Origin of the sequence: Nocardia sp. GTS18, assembly GCF_013839555.1 — a bacterium.
GTDB classification, from domain to species: domain Bacteria; phylum Actinomycetota; class Actinomycetes; order Mycobacteriales; family Mycobacteriaceae; genus Nocardia; species Nocardia rosealba.
Genome location: NZ_JACBIU010000047.1, coordinates 14,707 through 29,190, shown reverse-complemented (window position 1 = coordinate 29,190; position 14,484 = coordinate 14,707). Strand labels below are relative to the sequence as shown.

The window sequence follows — 14,484 nt, the reverse complement described above, 5'->3', positions numbered from 1 at the left end:
CGGTTCGGGTGCGCCCGGCGCCGGTGCGGCACAGTCGCAGGCACCCGCCCCCGAAACGCCCGCTCCGGCCCCCGCACCGGCGGAGGCGCCGCAGCCGGCGCCCGCGCCTGCTCCCCCGGCTCCGCCGTCAGCGCTGAGCGTGGGCGGCTGATCGGCCGCCGGGCACCAGGATCGAAACGGCCGTCGACTGATGTCGGCGGCCGTTTGTCGTGCGAAAGATTCGGGTCAGCCGCGCGGGCGGATGCGCAGGACGGTTCCCTCTTCGGTGCCCGCGAGCAGCGCCGACGAGTCGGCCGGGTCGGCGACGACGGCGGTGAGCGGCTGGGTGGCGGCGATCGTGCAGGCACCGCCCGTGGCCAGGTCGACGCGCACCAGCTGTCCGGTCAAGGTCGTCACGTACAGTGCGCCGTCGCGCAGGACCAGGTCATCGACGAAATCGGGCAGCGAACCGAACGAGGTCAGGTCGGCGATGGTTGTGCTCACCGCCGGGTTCGTGCGCGACAAGCGCAGCACCCGGCCGACCGGACCGGCCGCGCTGTCGACGTAGTTCGCCGTGACGTATACCGAATCACCGGAGACCACAACACCATTGGGCCCCTCGACGGTGGCGTTCGACCACCAGGTCATGTCCTCGGTGCCGTCGGGGAAGATGCGGTGCACGCCGTCGCGGGCGGTGACGTACAGGTTGCCCTGGGCGTCGAAGGCGGCGCCGTTGGGGTGGATGAAACCGGTGGCGAAGGGTTCGGGCACCGGGTCGGCGGCGGTCGGGTCGAATCGGACGACACCGCCGGAATCCGACAGCGGCGAATTGCCGGTGACCACGTAGAGCAGGCCGTCGGGACCGAGTCGGACGGCGCCGGGCGCCGCGATATCCACCGTGGCGGTGAGCTTTCCGGCGCTGTCGTAGCGCTGCACCTCACCGCGCAGCACGCGCGACACCCACACGTCACCGCGCTCGTCGATGCCGAAGTTCTCCGACCAGTCCAGTAGTGGGACCGTCGAGTGGATCGCGATCTCCTGACCGGCCCGCCCACAGGCGGCGACCGGGTCGGCACCGGCGACGCCGGTGACCGCGGTGCTCACGCCTGCCGCACCGACGACAATGCTTGCCACACAACGACGCAACGACAACATGGACGACCTCGACTCTGAACCGGGTGGACTGGCGAAGTGTAACGGCTGGCGCGATGCTTTGGCAGGTGCGGATAATCGGCCGGTGCCCTACTTCGACAGCGCGCGTGGCCGTCTGCACTACCGGCGCAGGTCAACCGGCCTGGTCGCCGCGACCGTCGTGTTGCTGCCCGGCACCGGTCAGCACAGCGGGCACTATCACCGATTCGGTGCCGCGCTGGCCGCCACCGGCATCGAGTTGTGGACCCTCGACACCTCGGGACAGGGCCTGAGCGAAGGCGATCCGCACGCGCCGGGCACCCTCGGCGACCTGGTCGCCGATGCCAGGGGCCTGCTCGAGTTGGTGCGCGCCGAAACCACCTCCGCGCCGGTGCTCATGGGCCACTCTCTCGGCGCCGTCACCGCGCTCGCCATCGCCGTCGATCAGCCCGCCGACCTGCGCGGACTCGTCCTGTGCGGCACACCGCGCCGGGCCACCGAGACCGCGCCAGATCCGCGCCTGCCGACGCTCGCGGTGCACGGAATCGATGACCGCCGGGCACCGATCGATGCGATGCGGCTATGGACACAGCGGTATGGATCGGTAGATTTGCGCGAGTACGCCGACGCCGGTCACGACCTGTTGCACGAGCCGGTGCGGGACCGCGTGGCCGACGATATCGCGCGGTGGGTACTCGCCACGGCGGACTGAACGACGAAGGGGGAAGCGGTGCAATCGAATCGCACGGGGCTGCCGAATACGGCGGCGCTCGGTCAGGCCGTCGAGGAGGGCGGACTGTGGGTCGACGGGGTGCTCGTCGCCGACGGCGCGACCGAACGGTGCGCGCTGCGCTACGAACGTCTCGCCGCCGCCGTCGACGCGCAGGTGCAGGCCTTGACGCAGGCCGCTACGCTGCCCGGCTTCGGTGGGCTGCCCTCGGGTGCCGCGCTGCGCACCGGCTTCGAGACCAAGACCGGTAATGCCCTCGACCAGTTGCGTGCCTACGCCGCGACGGCTCGTCAGCTGGCCGCCGTGCTGCGGGCCGCCGGGGCCGCCTACCAGGAGAGCGATCAGGCGATGGCGAGCGCGGTCCGGGCGATCGAGACGGGTGATGGACATGCGTAGCATTTCCGGTGCACCGGGGACCGACCCGGACTACGTGGCCGTCGTCGAGGTGTTCGACAGCCTGTCGCATTCCGAAATCCACACGGCGGTACAGCAACTCGACCCGGCCGCCTTGAGCAGTGGCGGGCAGTTGTATCTCACCGCGGCCACCGCAGTCGGTGACGAGGTCGACAACGCGCATGCCGAGATCCGGGCCGCGATCGCCGACGGGTGGCGCGGGTCGGCGGCACAGTCCGCCGTCGATGCCCTTCGCACGTTCGAGCAGGTGGGTCGGCAGATCGCGGATGTGCTGACGGCGGTCGGTGTCCGGCTGTGCCAGGCGGGTGACGCGGCGGAGTCGATTCGCGCCGCAGTCGCCGAACCCGCTGCGGCGCAGCCCGATCCGGACGGCGCGCTGCTCGATCCGCAGCAGGCCACGGACAATGCCACGATTTCGCGGGAAGCCGAGAACGCCCGGCTGGATGCGGTGCAGGCGATGGAGACGATCTACGCGGGGGCTTTCGTGCCCACCGGGTCGGGGGTGCCAGCCTTCGGCGAGATCGCTTCGAGCACAACGGATGTAGCGGTCGGCGGTGCGCTCGGTGCGGTGCCTTCGCCGGTGGTCACGGCGGTTACCGGCGAGGGGTCCGATGTCGCGGTTACCGGTGCGGCAGCAGGGAACGCCGTTTCCGATGCGGTGGGAGGGTCGACGGCAGACGGCTCCGGTGCTGCGGTTTCACCGGCGAGTGTGAGTAGCTCGACGGCGAGCACTTCCCTGTTCGCAGGCGGTTCCGCAGCGGTCGCCCCGGCAGCGGCCGCGTCCGGAGTGGGCACGCCGAGTGCCGTGTCCGGTGCCCTAGGCGGGTCCGGCGCTGCGAGTGGAGTGCCCATCGTGGGCCCTGTTCCCGCCGGCGCGCTCGGGCGGGCCGGGAAACGCGCGAACGCCTCGCGGAAGGAATCCGGTTCACCGGCGACACAGGCGGCTTCGCTCGGCGAATCCGGTTCTTCAGCCACGCGATCGGCGTCGTCCGAGGACGTCCGCCAAGATCCCACCGTGGCCGGTGGTGAAGCGGCTGCCGGAATGAGTGCGGGCGCGATCGGTGGACTCATGGGTGGCGCGATGGTCGCGGCGGACCACACCCGCGCACCCGGCGGCCCGCGCCCACCCGCCCAGACCGAGATCGAGGACGACGACGACGAATTCCTGCGCTTCCTCGAGGAGGAACCCACCTTCCTCGAACCCGCCGACGAGGTGAACCCACTGATCGGGAAGCTGGAACCGACCAGTCCCGCCGTGCTCGGAGAGTGGACCGAGCAGGAGTGAACTGGCACCTCACGCCCGACCAGTTCGCGCTGGCCTGGGCGCGTACCGACGGTGACCGGATCCCGTATCCGCTCGCCGTTCGCGCGTCCGCCCGCGACACCGCCGAGCGGGCGGCCGCCCGACCGGCACTCGACGCCTGGTGCGCCCGCACCCTCGACCCCGACCTCTCGGCGGCGCTGCGCGTGCTGGCCAAACCGGAGATCCGGGTGGAGGTGTGTGGACACGCGCCCGCGCCGGTGCGCATGCTCGGTGCCGTCGCGGGGGACGTGGCGGTGCTCGCCGTGCAGTCGCCCGGCATCGCGGCCGACCGAGGTGGCGACCTGCACGTTCAAGTCGGTGCGACGAAACGCTTCGCGCCCCAGGTCTTTTCCCGGATGCCGCGCCAACCCGTGGGCACCGGTCCGCGCATCGCCGCACCGGCGGCGCGCGTGCGCGAGGACAGCCGCGACCTGGTCACCGTCCCCGTCGCAGGCCCCTCCGACGCCGCCCGCATCCGCAAACTCCTCCAACGCCCGCGCACCGGCATCGGCCAGATCCTCGTCGCCCCGGGTGCCGACGAACCGGCCACCGGTGTCCTGTCCTGGATCGACGTCACCGGCGACGGCCGCTACCTGATCCACTCCGGGCACCAGGTGTCGGTCGCCCCGGCGACACCGGACACCGCCGCCGACTGGCTGCGGCGGCTGTTGCGCGCCGCTTGACCCGCGGCGATCGGTCCGGGCGGCCCTCGCAGCCACAGGTAACGACGAGGTCGCCGGTGCGGTGCATGCGGCGGCCCGGTTCGGCGTAGGGGCAGGCGGTTGAATCGGTCGGAGTTGATGGGCGGTATCGGATCTAGGCGTAGACCGCGCCCACCGTCACAGCTCGCGGGGCGGATTGCCGATCGAGTGCGTGCGCCTGCGCCGTGCGACGGTTGATGTGCCGCCGAGTGCTCAACCGAGCTGGAGGAAGCCGCGCAGGGCGGCGAGTTCTTCCGGAGTGTCCGGGAGGTACTCGGTGAGCAGCGGCGAGCGGATGATGATCGCTTTCCACATGGCGCGGCACAGGGTGGCGTGGATGACGGTGCGCGAGAGGAGGGCTCGCATACCGAAGGGGGCGTCGTCGGGTGTGGAGGTGGTCATCGACAGGACGACGACGGCGGCTTCCCGGCCCCGGAAACGGTCGGGGGTGCCGACGAGGACGTCCTCGATCTTCGCGCGCGCCAGCAGGGTTCGGATGCGCGCCACCTGCGCTGCGTAAGGGGCCACGACGAAGACGTCGTGCGGGTGCAGTTTGCGGGTGCGCGCACCGGAGGTCCAGGTTTCGCCGAGCAGGGCGCGCACGCGGCGCACCACCTCACGGGCCTCGGCATCGGATTCGGTCGCGCTGCCACGATGTTCGACGAACACCGTGCTCACCCCGGGCGCGATCCCGGCGAGATCGCGGGCGCGGGTGACGGCTTCGACCGCCGTGAGCTTGCCGTCGTAGCAGCTCACCGACACCGGCGCGCACACCGCCGGGTGCATCCGCCAGGTGCGGTCGAGGAAGTAGCCGTACTCCGGTGGCAGGGTGGCCGCGCCGTCGCACAGCCACTCCAGGGCCGAAACATGGATCGGCTCAGGGTGTTCGGCCTGGGCGAGTGCGGGCTCGGGGTCACCCACGAGCAGCAGGTTGCGCGCGCTCACCGCGACGGCGACGGTGTCGGCGAGCGAGCATTCGCCCGCGTCGGCGATCACCAGCAGATCGAGCGAGCCGGGGGCGATGAGGGTTTCGTCGACGAAATCGGCTGTGGTGCCGCCGATCACGCACCCGTTCACCGCATTGTCGAGGAATCGTGGATACCGGCTGCCCTCGATCGCCGACCATTCGCGGCCCACCGACGCCACGTCCTTCTTCGCGACGAGTTCGGGCAGCAACCCGGCCTCCACGACCGCGTCGAAGATCCGCTCGATCACCTCGTGTGAGCGCGCGACCACCCCGATCCGCCACCGCTTGCGGGTGACGAGGCGCTCGATGGCGCGGGCCGTCGTCCCGGTCTTGCCGGTGCCGGGCGGTCCGTGCACAGCCAGGTAGGAGGCGTCGAGTGCGGCCGTCGCCTGGGCCATGGCGTGTGCGATATCGCCGTCGACCTGCGGTAACGGTGCGCCCTCGTGCAGGCGGGGCGGGCGCCGCAGCAGCAGGTCGTAGACCGCATTCGCGGGCACGGACGGCAACGTCACCAGCAGGTCCTGGGCGGTGGCTTCCAGGGCGGCCTCGAGGTCGGCCTCGCCGTCGGGTGGGCCGGGGGCGATGGCGGCGGGTAGGTCGTCGTAGGGCGGGCAGCCCGCCGGGAGCAGCTCTTCCAGGCGCACTGTGTCGTCGAAATCGGCGTCCACCGCGCAGCCGAGGACGGTGGCCGTGGCGGTGGCGCGTCTGCCGAGCGTCTGGGTCATGCCCGCTGCCGCCGCACCGTCGTAGATGGTGATCATCTGGGTGCCGGGGGTCAGCGTGGCACCGGTGCCGAGACGACCGGTGAGGGTGAGGTAGCGGCGCATCGTCGGAAGCTGGGGTGTGCGATGCCATTTGGTGTCGACGGTGCCCCACTCGGCGACCAGCACGCCCGGCGCGTCGGCCCACTCCCCCACCGGGTGCCCGAGCCGGTCGATGTGCGCCCACCACCTGGGCTGCCGTTCACGCCGGTGATACCCGAGCACCGCGGCCGTGAGCGCGGCCGCCCGGGCCGCGTCGCCGTATGCGTCGGCGGCGAATTCGGCCAGTGCGGCCTCCAGTGAACCCGTGCGCAACGACGGCGGAATGTCCGTCTCGGCCACCGCGAACCGTGGGCCGGGCACCTCGATCCCCGCCTCGGCCGCCCGCTCGAGCAACCAGTCCCTGATCCCCAGCACGGTGGCCGCACGACCGTGTGCGCCCGGCACCAGGGCGGCCAATCCGGCGACGTCGTAGGACTGCTCACCGATCAGCAATGCGGTCCGCACTACGGGTGCCAGGTCGACCAGTGCCCCGTCGGCGAGCAGTTCGTCGAGCTGATCGGCTCCGACACCGAAGCGTCCCGACCAGCCGAGCAGCGCCGTCCGGACCGCCGACCCGTAGTGATAGACCCGCACATCCGGATCCAGGGCCCGATGCTCACCGATGATGTCGAGCAGTTCCTCGAGCACGTCCGGGCCGTACCCGTCCTGTGTCGACGGCCCGAGCTCGCCCCCACCCGTCGCTGTAGTTCCGAGCCCTCCGGCGCCCCTCGCGAAAGCTCCGAGAGCGCCACCGTTCCGCTCGTCGGACCCGAGCCCGCCGTTCCTGGCGAATGATCCGTAGTCGCTCGCCTGCGCGTAGCGCGGATCGGTCGACGCGATAGGCGAGGGTTCCGGGCGGAAGACAGTGGTTGTCGCGTCGGCGAGTTCTACCGAGGTGATGGTTCCCCGGCGGTCCAGGTCGATGAGTAATGCCAGGTCGCCGGGGCGCGGGGTGGGGAGTGCGCCGAGGGCGGTGGCGTCGCGCAGAGCGAAGGTGGGCGTTGCGGTGCGTTCGCGGGTGAGTTGGATGTCGGCTTGGCGGCGCAGTTCGGTGACCGTGCGCGGGGCGAGACCCGGGACGGGAACGGTGGTGGCGGCGAGACGGTCGATGGTGAGCACACCGGCTTCGCGCAGCCGGGCGCGCTGGGTGGGCCGAATCCCCGCTACCAGCAGCAAGTCCCGTGCGGTCGCAGCCGCCGCACGGCAGGTCGGGCACTGCCCACACGCCAGATAGCGCGGATCACCCCACTGCACGGGCAGCAATTCGGTGAGCTTCTCCTCGACCACGCGCTCCACCCGCGCCCGTCGCGCCCGGTAGATCGGCTCGAGTTCCGCTGCGACCACGCCATGTTCACCGGTCGGCGTCGAAATTCGCGCCACCGGGTCGACATCCACCCCGGCCGCCGCCAATGCCTCGACGCACGCAGCCACTTCGACCCGAGCACACAGCTCCAGCCGAACCGGATCGACCCCCACCGACCGCACCGACGCCGAAACCCGCTCGAACGGCGTCCGCCCCGCCGCGAGTTCACGCCGCAACACCCTGTGGTCGTCGGCATCAACGAACCCCGCGGCACCAGAACGTGACTCAGCGAGCACGGGCGACACGCCACTGTCCGCGTCACGGTCGGCCTCGGCGCCCCGGTCCCCGCGCGACTCGCCATCCACGTCGCGGTCCTGCGCGTCGTCATTTCCACGTGAACGCCTGGGCAAGCCGATACCCGAAGGCCCGCCGTCGTCATGCCGAGGCCCATCGCCCAGGACCCCCACTCGCGCAGGTGCGACGGCACTGTGCACTACGTACCGCGCACCGTCGCGCACGAGAAGGTCTGCCTGGCAGACGAATCGACCGTCGAAGAAGACCGCACCGGCGATCGCCTCGGCACCGGTCCGCAAGGCGTCCGTGGTGCGTGCGGCGGCTTCGGTGAGGGTGGTGGCGTCGACGGCATCGGGGGTGGGGAGGTGGATCAGCCGGTCACCGAAGTGCCGCAGCAACTCCGGGGAAACGTCGACGGCGCGCACGAGGTTCGCGGCGGCGTCGCGGGTGCCGGGGAGGTTGCCGAGGGCGGCGTCGACCGCGCGCAGCAGCGCGAACTCGCAGTCCGCCGCGCGCACGAGATCGCCGACAGCACCGATCACCCGATCACCGGAGACGAACAAACGCGGCCCTCCTGTGTTCACGCACACCCGACGGCAACACCTTAGCCAGCGCCGAGACAGCCCATGGAGCGACCCATGGACTTGTCTACGTGCGGTGGTGCGCTACGTGCGCGGCTTACGCCGTTCGGTACGCGGACGGGCCTCACGGTCACGCCGGGGACCACGGGAATTGAGCCGCTGCGACGGCGGGCCCTGATCCGGCTGCAGCTGGATGAGCACACCGCTGATCCTGGTGCGCCGCAACGCTTCCAGCGTTTCGTTCGGCAGGTTCGCGGGCAGCTCGACCAGGCTGTAGTCGGGCCGGATGCTGATGTGCCCGAAGTCGCTGCGCCGCAACCCACCCTCGTTGGCGATGGCGCCGACGATCGCGCCGGGCACCACGCGATGCCGCTTGCCGACGCTGATCCGGTAGGTGGCCAGCTCCGCACCGCTCTCGCGGGAGAACGACGGCGGACGCGGTCCACGGTCCTCGTCGTCGAACTGGCGCGGGGCACGCTCGCGATCACGGTCCCGGTCGCGTTCGCGACGCGGCGCGGGCTCCGGCTCGGGCGACATGAAGAAGTTGTCCCCGTCGTATCCACCGACCGCCAGCGCGGCGGCGATATCGACCAGTGGGGTGTTGTGCTCGGCCTCGTAGTCCTCGATCAGCTTGCGGAACAGCTCGATCTTGTCCGAGGCCAGGTTCTCGGTGATGGAGTCACCGAACTTCGCGGCGCGGGTCGCGTTCACGTCGTCGACGCTCGGCAACTGCATCTCGGTGAGCGGATGCCGAGTGGCCCGCTCGATCGCCTTGAGCAGATGACGTTCACGCGGCGCGACGAACAGCAGCGCCTGACCCGAGCGGCCCGCGCGACCGGTGCGGCCGATGCGGTGCACATACGACTCGGTGTCGTGCGGGATGTCGTAGTTCACGACATGCGAAATGCGGTCCACGTCGAGACCACGCGCGGCCACATCGGTGGCGACGAGGATGTCGAGCGCACCCGACTTCAGCTGACCGATGGTGCGTTCACGCTGGTTCTGCGCGATGTCACCGTTGATCGCGGCGGCGGAGAAACCGCGCGAGCGCAGCTTCTCGGCCAGCTCCTCGGTGGCCTGCTTGGTGCGCACGAAGATGATCATCGCCTCGAAGTCCTCGACCTCGAGGACACGGGTGAGCGCGTCGAGCTTTCGCTGGTGCGACACCTGCACATAGCGCTGGGTGATGTTGGTGTTGGTCGTGGTCTTGGACTTGACCGTGATCTCGACCGGGTCGTTGAGGTACTGCTTGGAGATCTTGCGGATCGCGCCCGGCATGGTGGCCGAGAACAGGGCGACCTGCTTGTCCCGCGGAGTGTCGCGCAGGATGCGCTCGACGTCCTCCTGGAAGCCCATCTTGAGCATCTCGTCGGCCTCGTCGAGCACCAGGTAGCGCAGCTCGGTCAGGTCGAGCGTGCCCTTCTCCAGGTGGTCGATGACGCGGCCGGGCGTACCGACGACCACATGCGCGCCGCGGCGCAGACCCGACAGCTGCACGCCGTAGCTCTGGCCGCCGTAGATCGGCAGCACGTGGAGACCGGGGATGTGCGAGGAGTACTTGCCGAATGCCTCGGCGACCTGGATCGCGAGTTCGCGGGTCGGCGCGAGCACCAGCGCGCTCGGCTTCTTCTGCGCGGTGTCCAGATTCATCAGGATCGGGATCGCGAATGCCGCGGTTTTGCCGGTGCCGGTCTGGGCCAGGCCGACGACGTCGGACCCGGAGAGCAGTGGGGGAATCGTGGCCGCCTGAATCGGCGACGGCGACTCGTAGCCCACGTCGGCGATGGCCGCCAGGACGCGGTCATCGATCCCGAGATCGGCGAAAGTCGGGCCGTTGTCGTGCCTGTCGTCGTCGGCAGGAACGCTGTCGACCTCATTTGTGTTCATTGACCACGAGTTTACTGCCTGGCGGTAGCTGATCGGGCCACCGGGTGAATACGGTGTGACCTATGCAGCTGCACAACGGGTCATCGCATCAGGAACACGCCGCGACGACGGTGCCGATCGCGGTCGTCCAATTCGCCCCGCAGACCGACACGTCGGCCAACCTGGCCGCCTTGCGTGAACACGTGCGAACCGCTGCCGAATCGGGTGCGCGCGTCGTGGTCGCACCCGAATACTCGATGTTTGCGGTGACCCGTCTCGACGAGCGGGTGGTGGCCGCCGCCGAGCCGCTCGACGGGCCGTTCACCACCGGACTCGCCGCGCTCGCCGTCGAATTCGGGGTGCATCTGGTGGCCGGTGTCGTCGAATTGCCGACACCGGACGCGGACCGGATCAGCAATACGCTCGTGGCACACGGACCCGACGGATCCCGGCTCGCGCTCTACCGCAAAGTGCATCTCTACGACGCTTTCGGGCATCTGGAATCCGATGTCGTCGCGGCCGGTCCGCTGGTGGCGCCCGCCACATTCACCGTCGACGGTGTGATGTTCGGCATGCAGACCTGCTTCGATCTGCGTTTTCCGGAGGGATGTCGGCGTGTCGCGGCGGCGGGAGCGCACGTATTGCTGCTGCCCGCGCAGTGGATTCCCGGCCCGGCGAAGGTCGATCAGTGGACCACGCTGCTGCGTGCGCGGGCCATCGAGAACACCGTGTACGTGGCGGCGGCCGACCAGTGCGCGCCGCTCGGGGCGGGCGCGTCGATGATCGTCGACCCGGCGGGCACCGTGCTCGCCGAACTCGGCGACGAGCCGGGTGTGCTCACCGCGTCGATCGACTCGGCCCACCTGGCCAGGGTGCGCACCGCCAACCCGAGCCTGTCGCTGCGCCGCTTCACAGTGTCGGCCGACGCCGCCGCGGAGTAGCGTTCGAGGCGATGGTGTACCCGGATCGCGCTGCGGCGGGCCGCGCTCTCGGCACGGCCCTCGAACATCTGCGGGGCACGTACCCGCTGGTGCTCGGGTTGCCGCGCGGCGGTGTGCCGGTGGCGGCCGAGGTGGCCGAGGCGATCGACGGGGAACTCGACGTGCTGCTGGTGCGCAAACTCGGGCTACCGCAGCATCCGGAACTGGCGATGGGTGCGCTCGGCGAGAACGACGTGCTGGTGCTCAACGAGGACGTGGTGGCACGCGGCCGGGTGAGCGAGGCGGCGTTCGCGCAGGTCGAGCGCGCCGAACGCGCCGAACTGGCCCGCAGGCGAACCCTGCTCCGCGACGGCGACCCGGTCGCCATGACCGACCGGACGGTGGTGATCGTCGACGACGGAATGGCCACCGGCGCCACCGTGGCCGCCGCCTGCCGGGTCGCCCGAGCACAGCAGCCCGCGCGCTTGATCGTGGCGATGCCGGTCTCAGCCCCCGAAGCGGCCCGCCGGGTCCGCCCGGAGTGCGACGAGCTGGTCTGCCTCTGGACCCCCGACGACCTGGGCGGCGTCGGCGGCGCCTACCACGACTTCCACCAGCTCACCGACGACGAGGTCACCGAGCTGCTGCGCTGATCAGCCGAAGCACTGGCCTTCGCCGCGATAGGTGGGAACGGTTGTGCGGGTTCCCGAATCGTCGACGAGGTGGATCTCGGCGAAGCGTTCGCACAGCTCGCCCGCCTTGGCGTGGCGGAACCAGACGCGGTCGCCGATCTCGAGCTCGGACCCACCGGCGAGGGGGGTCTGCACCTCGCCCGCGCCCTCGGCGCCGAGCAGCGTCAGGCCCGCGGGCCAGACCGGCAGCGGCACCCGGCTGGGGCCGGTGGGGCCGGAGGCGATGTAGCCGCCCGCGAAGACGGTGGCGATGCTCGGGGTGGGTTTGCGCAGCACCGGCGTGGCGAAGAACAGAGCCGGACGCGGGGTGAAGGAGCGGTAGTGGTCGAAGAGGGTCGGCACGTAGAGGCCCGAACCGGCGGTCACCTCGGTGACATCGGGATCGCTGATCGAGACCTCGATCGAGCCGGTGCCGCCGCTGTTGACGATCTCGAGCGGCCCGGTCACCATGCGCACCGCGTCGAGCACCTGGGTGCGGCGCCGGGCGATCTCGGCGGCCGAGAGACGCTTGACCACGCGCACGGCCGGATTGTTGTCGGGCAGGCCCGCGATCTGCGCCTCGTAGGTCATCACGCCGACCACCTCGAAGCCGCGGGTACGCGCCTGTGTCGCCAGTACGGCGGCCTCGCCGGGGGTGCGGATCGGGGAACGTCGAACGCCGAGGTGCAGCGGGCCGATGCGCAGTGAGGCGTCGACGTCGAGGCAGACGCGTGGGTGGACGGTGTCGGTGCCGAGGGCGGCGCGGGCCAGCTCGAGCTGGGCTACGTCGTCGATCATCAGGGTGATCGAGCGCAGCAGTGTCGGCGCGCCCGCGAGTTCGGCCAGCGCGGCACGGTCGAGGGTCGGATAGCCGAGCAGGATGTCGCGGGCGCCCAGGCGGGCCAGCCAGATGGCTTCGCGCAGGGAGTAGGCCATGATGCCCGCGAAGCCGTCGGCCGCGGTGAGGTCGGTGCCGAGGACCCGCTCGAGCACGGCCCGGCAGCGCACCGATTTGCTCGCCACCCGGATGGCGACACCGTTCGCGCGGCGGCGCAGGTCGGCGGCGTTGGCGTCGAGCCGGGACAGGTCGAGTGCCGCCAGCGGCGGGTCGAGGTCAGCGGTGGCGTCGTGCAGGTGGTGCAGCGCTGTTGTCTCGGTCACCCGTCTACTGAACCACCTATCTGGTCACTCGTCCAGTAAATCTCAGGCTTCGACGGCCTTGAGGGTGAGACAGCCGACGAGATCGTCGGTGACGACGAGGATCGTCTCGTCGTTGCCGTCGGCCAGCCAGCGCAGCACCGCGCCGTGGAAGACGGAGACGAGGTAGCTGGCGATGGAGTCGACCGGCTCGAGCCACTGGGCACCCGAGAGTTCGGCACACAGCTCGAGGAACTCGGTCGCCTCGGCATCCATCTCACGGAACATCACGATCGCGGACGGATCGCCCACGTTGTCACCGGGCTCGATCCACCGCTCCCGCAGGGTCCGCAGCGCGGTCTCGTAGGACCTGATGCTTTTCGCCGGGGCGGCCTTCACCACCGGCCAATACGCACTGAGCCCCGCATGGAGGCAGATTCGCAGTGCCCGCAGCCCGGCGGTATCCGAACTCGCGGCGGCTGCTTCCACGGCCCGGCGAACGACGGGTCGCAAGGATGTTTCGGTTAGTTCACGACTGACGCTCAACGACAACTCCTCGGCAACAAATTTCGCTGCCCGCGGCGATGCGAGCTGGTCGGGAAGGGTCCTCATCGAGGTTAACCACATCCCGCAAGCACGATCTTAGAAGGTTTTCTGGATTCACGAACTGGTTCAGCCATCCTTTTCAGACTGAAAGATTGTTTTGTTACCCGAATGCGACCTTGATAAAAACCGACCATACGGCTGGATTTTGTTTTCGCGCTCGAATAGACGCCCCCGCTGTAATCGCTTACTGGTCGATGGTACAAGTCGTGGTAGCCGCACTCACGTTCCTGTGGGTGAGCACACACGTGTCGCGCGGGGAAACGCACGTCACACACTTCGTGACCGATCGGCCCACTCCGTCCACGGCCGGTCGAACCGCCGATAACCTGGACGGGTGACTCTCTCGCCTCGCGCCGACCAGTTCGCCCTCAGCGGCACCTTCAATTTCCGCGATGTGGGCGGGCTGCGCGCCGTCGACGGCGGCACCGTCCGCCCCGGCACGCTCCTGCGCTCGGCGCAGCTCAGCGGTCTCGACGTTCAGGGTCTCGCCACACTCGGCGAGCTGCGGGTCACCGATGTGCACGATCTGCGGGGCCCGGTCGAGATCGATCACATCGGCCACGACACCCTGCCCGAGGACGTGCGCCTGCACATCACCCCGTTCGACTCGCGGATGGAAGAGGCGCCGCCGCACGAGGCGGCGACCGTCAGCGCGTTCGCGCACATGGTCGAGGTGTACCGGCAGTTCCCGCTGCTGCCCGAGGCGGGCGCGGCCATCACCCGGCTGGCCGCCTCGATCGTCGACGGCGAGGGCGCCGTGCTCGTGCACTGCGCGGCGGGCAAGGACCGCACCGGCTGGGCGGTGGCGACCGTGCTGCGCGCGGTCGGCGTGCACGAGGACGACATCTACACCGACTTCCTGGCCAGCAATGCGGCGGTGGAACCCCTGCGCGTGCTGCTGGAACCGAAGATCGGCGGCGGCGAGGCACTGTCGGTCGACATCCTCGGCGTGCGCGAGGAGTACCTGCGCACCGCCGACGCCACCGTGCGCGAACGCTACGGCGACACCGAGGGCTACCTGACCGAGATCGGCCTCACGGGCGACCTGCGCGCGGCGTTGCGCGCCAAGCTGGTGTGA

At 70.2% G+C, this 14,484-nt stretch carries 12 protein-coding genes; 7 read left to right on the top strand and 5 right to left on the bottom strand.

Translation table 11 applies throughout. The features are described from left to right. Nucleotides 1-225: 225 nt before the first annotated feature. Nucleotides 226-1,113, bottom strand: a complete 888-nt coding sequence (locus HYG95_RS23100; protein WP_181700996.1) for an SMP-30/gluconolactonase/LRE family protein — start codon at nt 1,111-1,113, stop codon at nt 226-228. Nucleotides 1,114-1,216: 103 nt separating this feature from the next. Here HYG95_RS23100 and HYG95_RS23095 point away from each other — a divergent pair, with 103 nt between their 5' ends. From HYG95_RS23095 to HYG95_RS23080, 4 genes are read left to right on the top strand one after another with little or no spacing between them, the layout of a single operon-like run. Continuing rightward, nucleotides 1,217-1,822 (top strand): alpha/beta fold hydrolase, encoded by a 606-nt coding sequence (locus HYG95_RS23095; protein WP_181700994.1) that lies wholly within the window; start codon nt 1,217-1,219, stop codon nt 1,820-1,822. Between the two features lie 18 nt (nt 1,823-1,840). Next, nucleotides 1,841-2,236 carry a hypothetical protein gene (locus HYG95_RS23090; protein ID WP_067491310.1) on the top strand — a complete coding sequence of 132 codons (396 nt, stop codon included), beginning with the start codon at nt 1,841-1,843 and terminating at the stop codon, nt 2,234-2,236. Then, nucleotides 2,229-3,539 (top strand): WXG100 family type VII secretion target, encoded by a 1,311-nt coding sequence (locus tag HYG95_RS23085; protein ID WP_181700992.1) that lies wholly within the window; start codon nt 2,229-2,231, stop codon nt 3,537-3,539. Before HYG95_RS23090 ends, HYG95_RS23085 begins: the two co-directional genes overlap by 8 nt. Then, nucleotides 3,536-4,240: an ESX secretion-associated protein EspG gene (locus tag HYG95_RS23080; protein ID WP_181700990.1), complete on the top strand. Its 705-nt coding sequence runs from the start codon at nt 3,536-3,538 to the stop codon at nt 4,238-4,240. Before HYG95_RS23085 ends, HYG95_RS23080 begins: the two co-directional genes overlap by 4 nt. A 231-nt stretch (nt 4,241-4,471) precedes the next feature. On the opposite strand, the gene HYG95_RS25005 is transcribed toward HYG95_RS23080, so the two are convergent. Continuing rightward, a complete protein-coding gene (locus HYG95_RS25005; protein ID WP_370465893.1) occupies nt 4,472-8,209 on the bottom strand; it encodes an AAA domain-containing protein in 3,738 nt (1,245 codons plus the stop codon). A gap of 81 nt (nt 8,210-8,290) precedes the next feature. Beyond that, nucleotides 8,291-10,093: a DEAD/DEAH box helicase gene (locus HYG95_RS23070; RefSeq protein ID WP_181700988.1), complete on the bottom strand. Its 1,803-nt coding sequence runs from the start codon at nt 10,091-10,093 to the stop codon at nt 8,291-8,293. Nucleotides 10,094-10,155: 62 nt separating this feature from the next. Between HYG95_RS23070 and HYG95_RS23065 the strand changes: the two genes are divergently transcribed. Continuing rightward, nucleotides 10,156-11,013 (top strand): carbon-nitrogen hydrolase family protein, encoded by an 858-nt coding sequence (locus HYG95_RS23065; RefSeq protein WP_181700986.1) that lies wholly within the window; start codon nt 10,156-10,158, stop codon nt 11,011-11,013. An 11-nt stretch (nt 11,014-11,024) separates the two neighbouring features. Continuing rightward, a complete protein-coding gene (locus tag HYG95_RS23060; protein WP_181700985.1) occupies nt 11,025-11,645 on the top strand; it encodes a phosphoribosyltransferase in 621 nt (206 codons plus the stop codon). Here HYG95_RS23060 and HYG95_RS23055 read toward each other — a convergent pair whose 3' ends face one another. Together HYG95_RS23055 and HYG95_RS23050 are read right to left on the bottom strand one after the other, a co-directional pair. Continuing rightward, on the bottom strand, nt 11,646-12,824 hold the full coding sequence (locus tag HYG95_RS23055) for an amino acid deaminase/aldolase (protein ID WP_181700983.1): 1,179 nt from the start codon (nt 12,822-12,824) through the stop codon (nt 11,646-11,648). Nucleotides 12,825-12,866: 42 nt separating this feature from the next. Then, nucleotides 12,867-13,346, bottom strand: a complete 480-nt coding sequence (locus HYG95_RS23050; RefSeq protein WP_255495638.1) for a TetR family transcriptional regulator — start codon at nt 13,344-13,346, stop codon at nt 12,867-12,869. Nucleotides 13,347-13,740: 394 nt separating this feature from the next. Here HYG95_RS23050 and HYG95_RS23045 point away from each other — a divergent pair, with 394 nt between their 5' ends. Then, a complete protein-coding gene (locus HYG95_RS23045; RefSeq protein ID WP_181700981.1) occupies nt 13,741-14,484 on the top strand; it encodes a tyrosine-protein phosphatase in 744 nt (247 codons plus the stop codon).

Coding starts and splice junctions, on each gene's coding strand:
- HYG95_RS23085 (WP_181700992.1), top strand. CDS start 2,229: ATGCGTAGCATTTCCGGTGCACCGGGGACCGACCCGGACTACGTGGCC.
- HYG95_RS23070 (WP_181700988.1), bottom strand. CDS start 10,093: ATGAACACAAATGAGGTCGACAGCGTTCCTGCCGACGACGACAGGCAC.
- HYG95_RS23065 (WP_181700986.1), top strand. CDS start 10,156: ATGCAGCTGCACAACGGGTCATCGCATCAGGAACACGCCGCGACGACG.
- HYG95_RS23060 (WP_181700985.1), top strand. CDS start 11,025: ATGGTGTACCCGGATCGCGCTGCGGCGGGCCGCGCTCTCGGCACGGCC.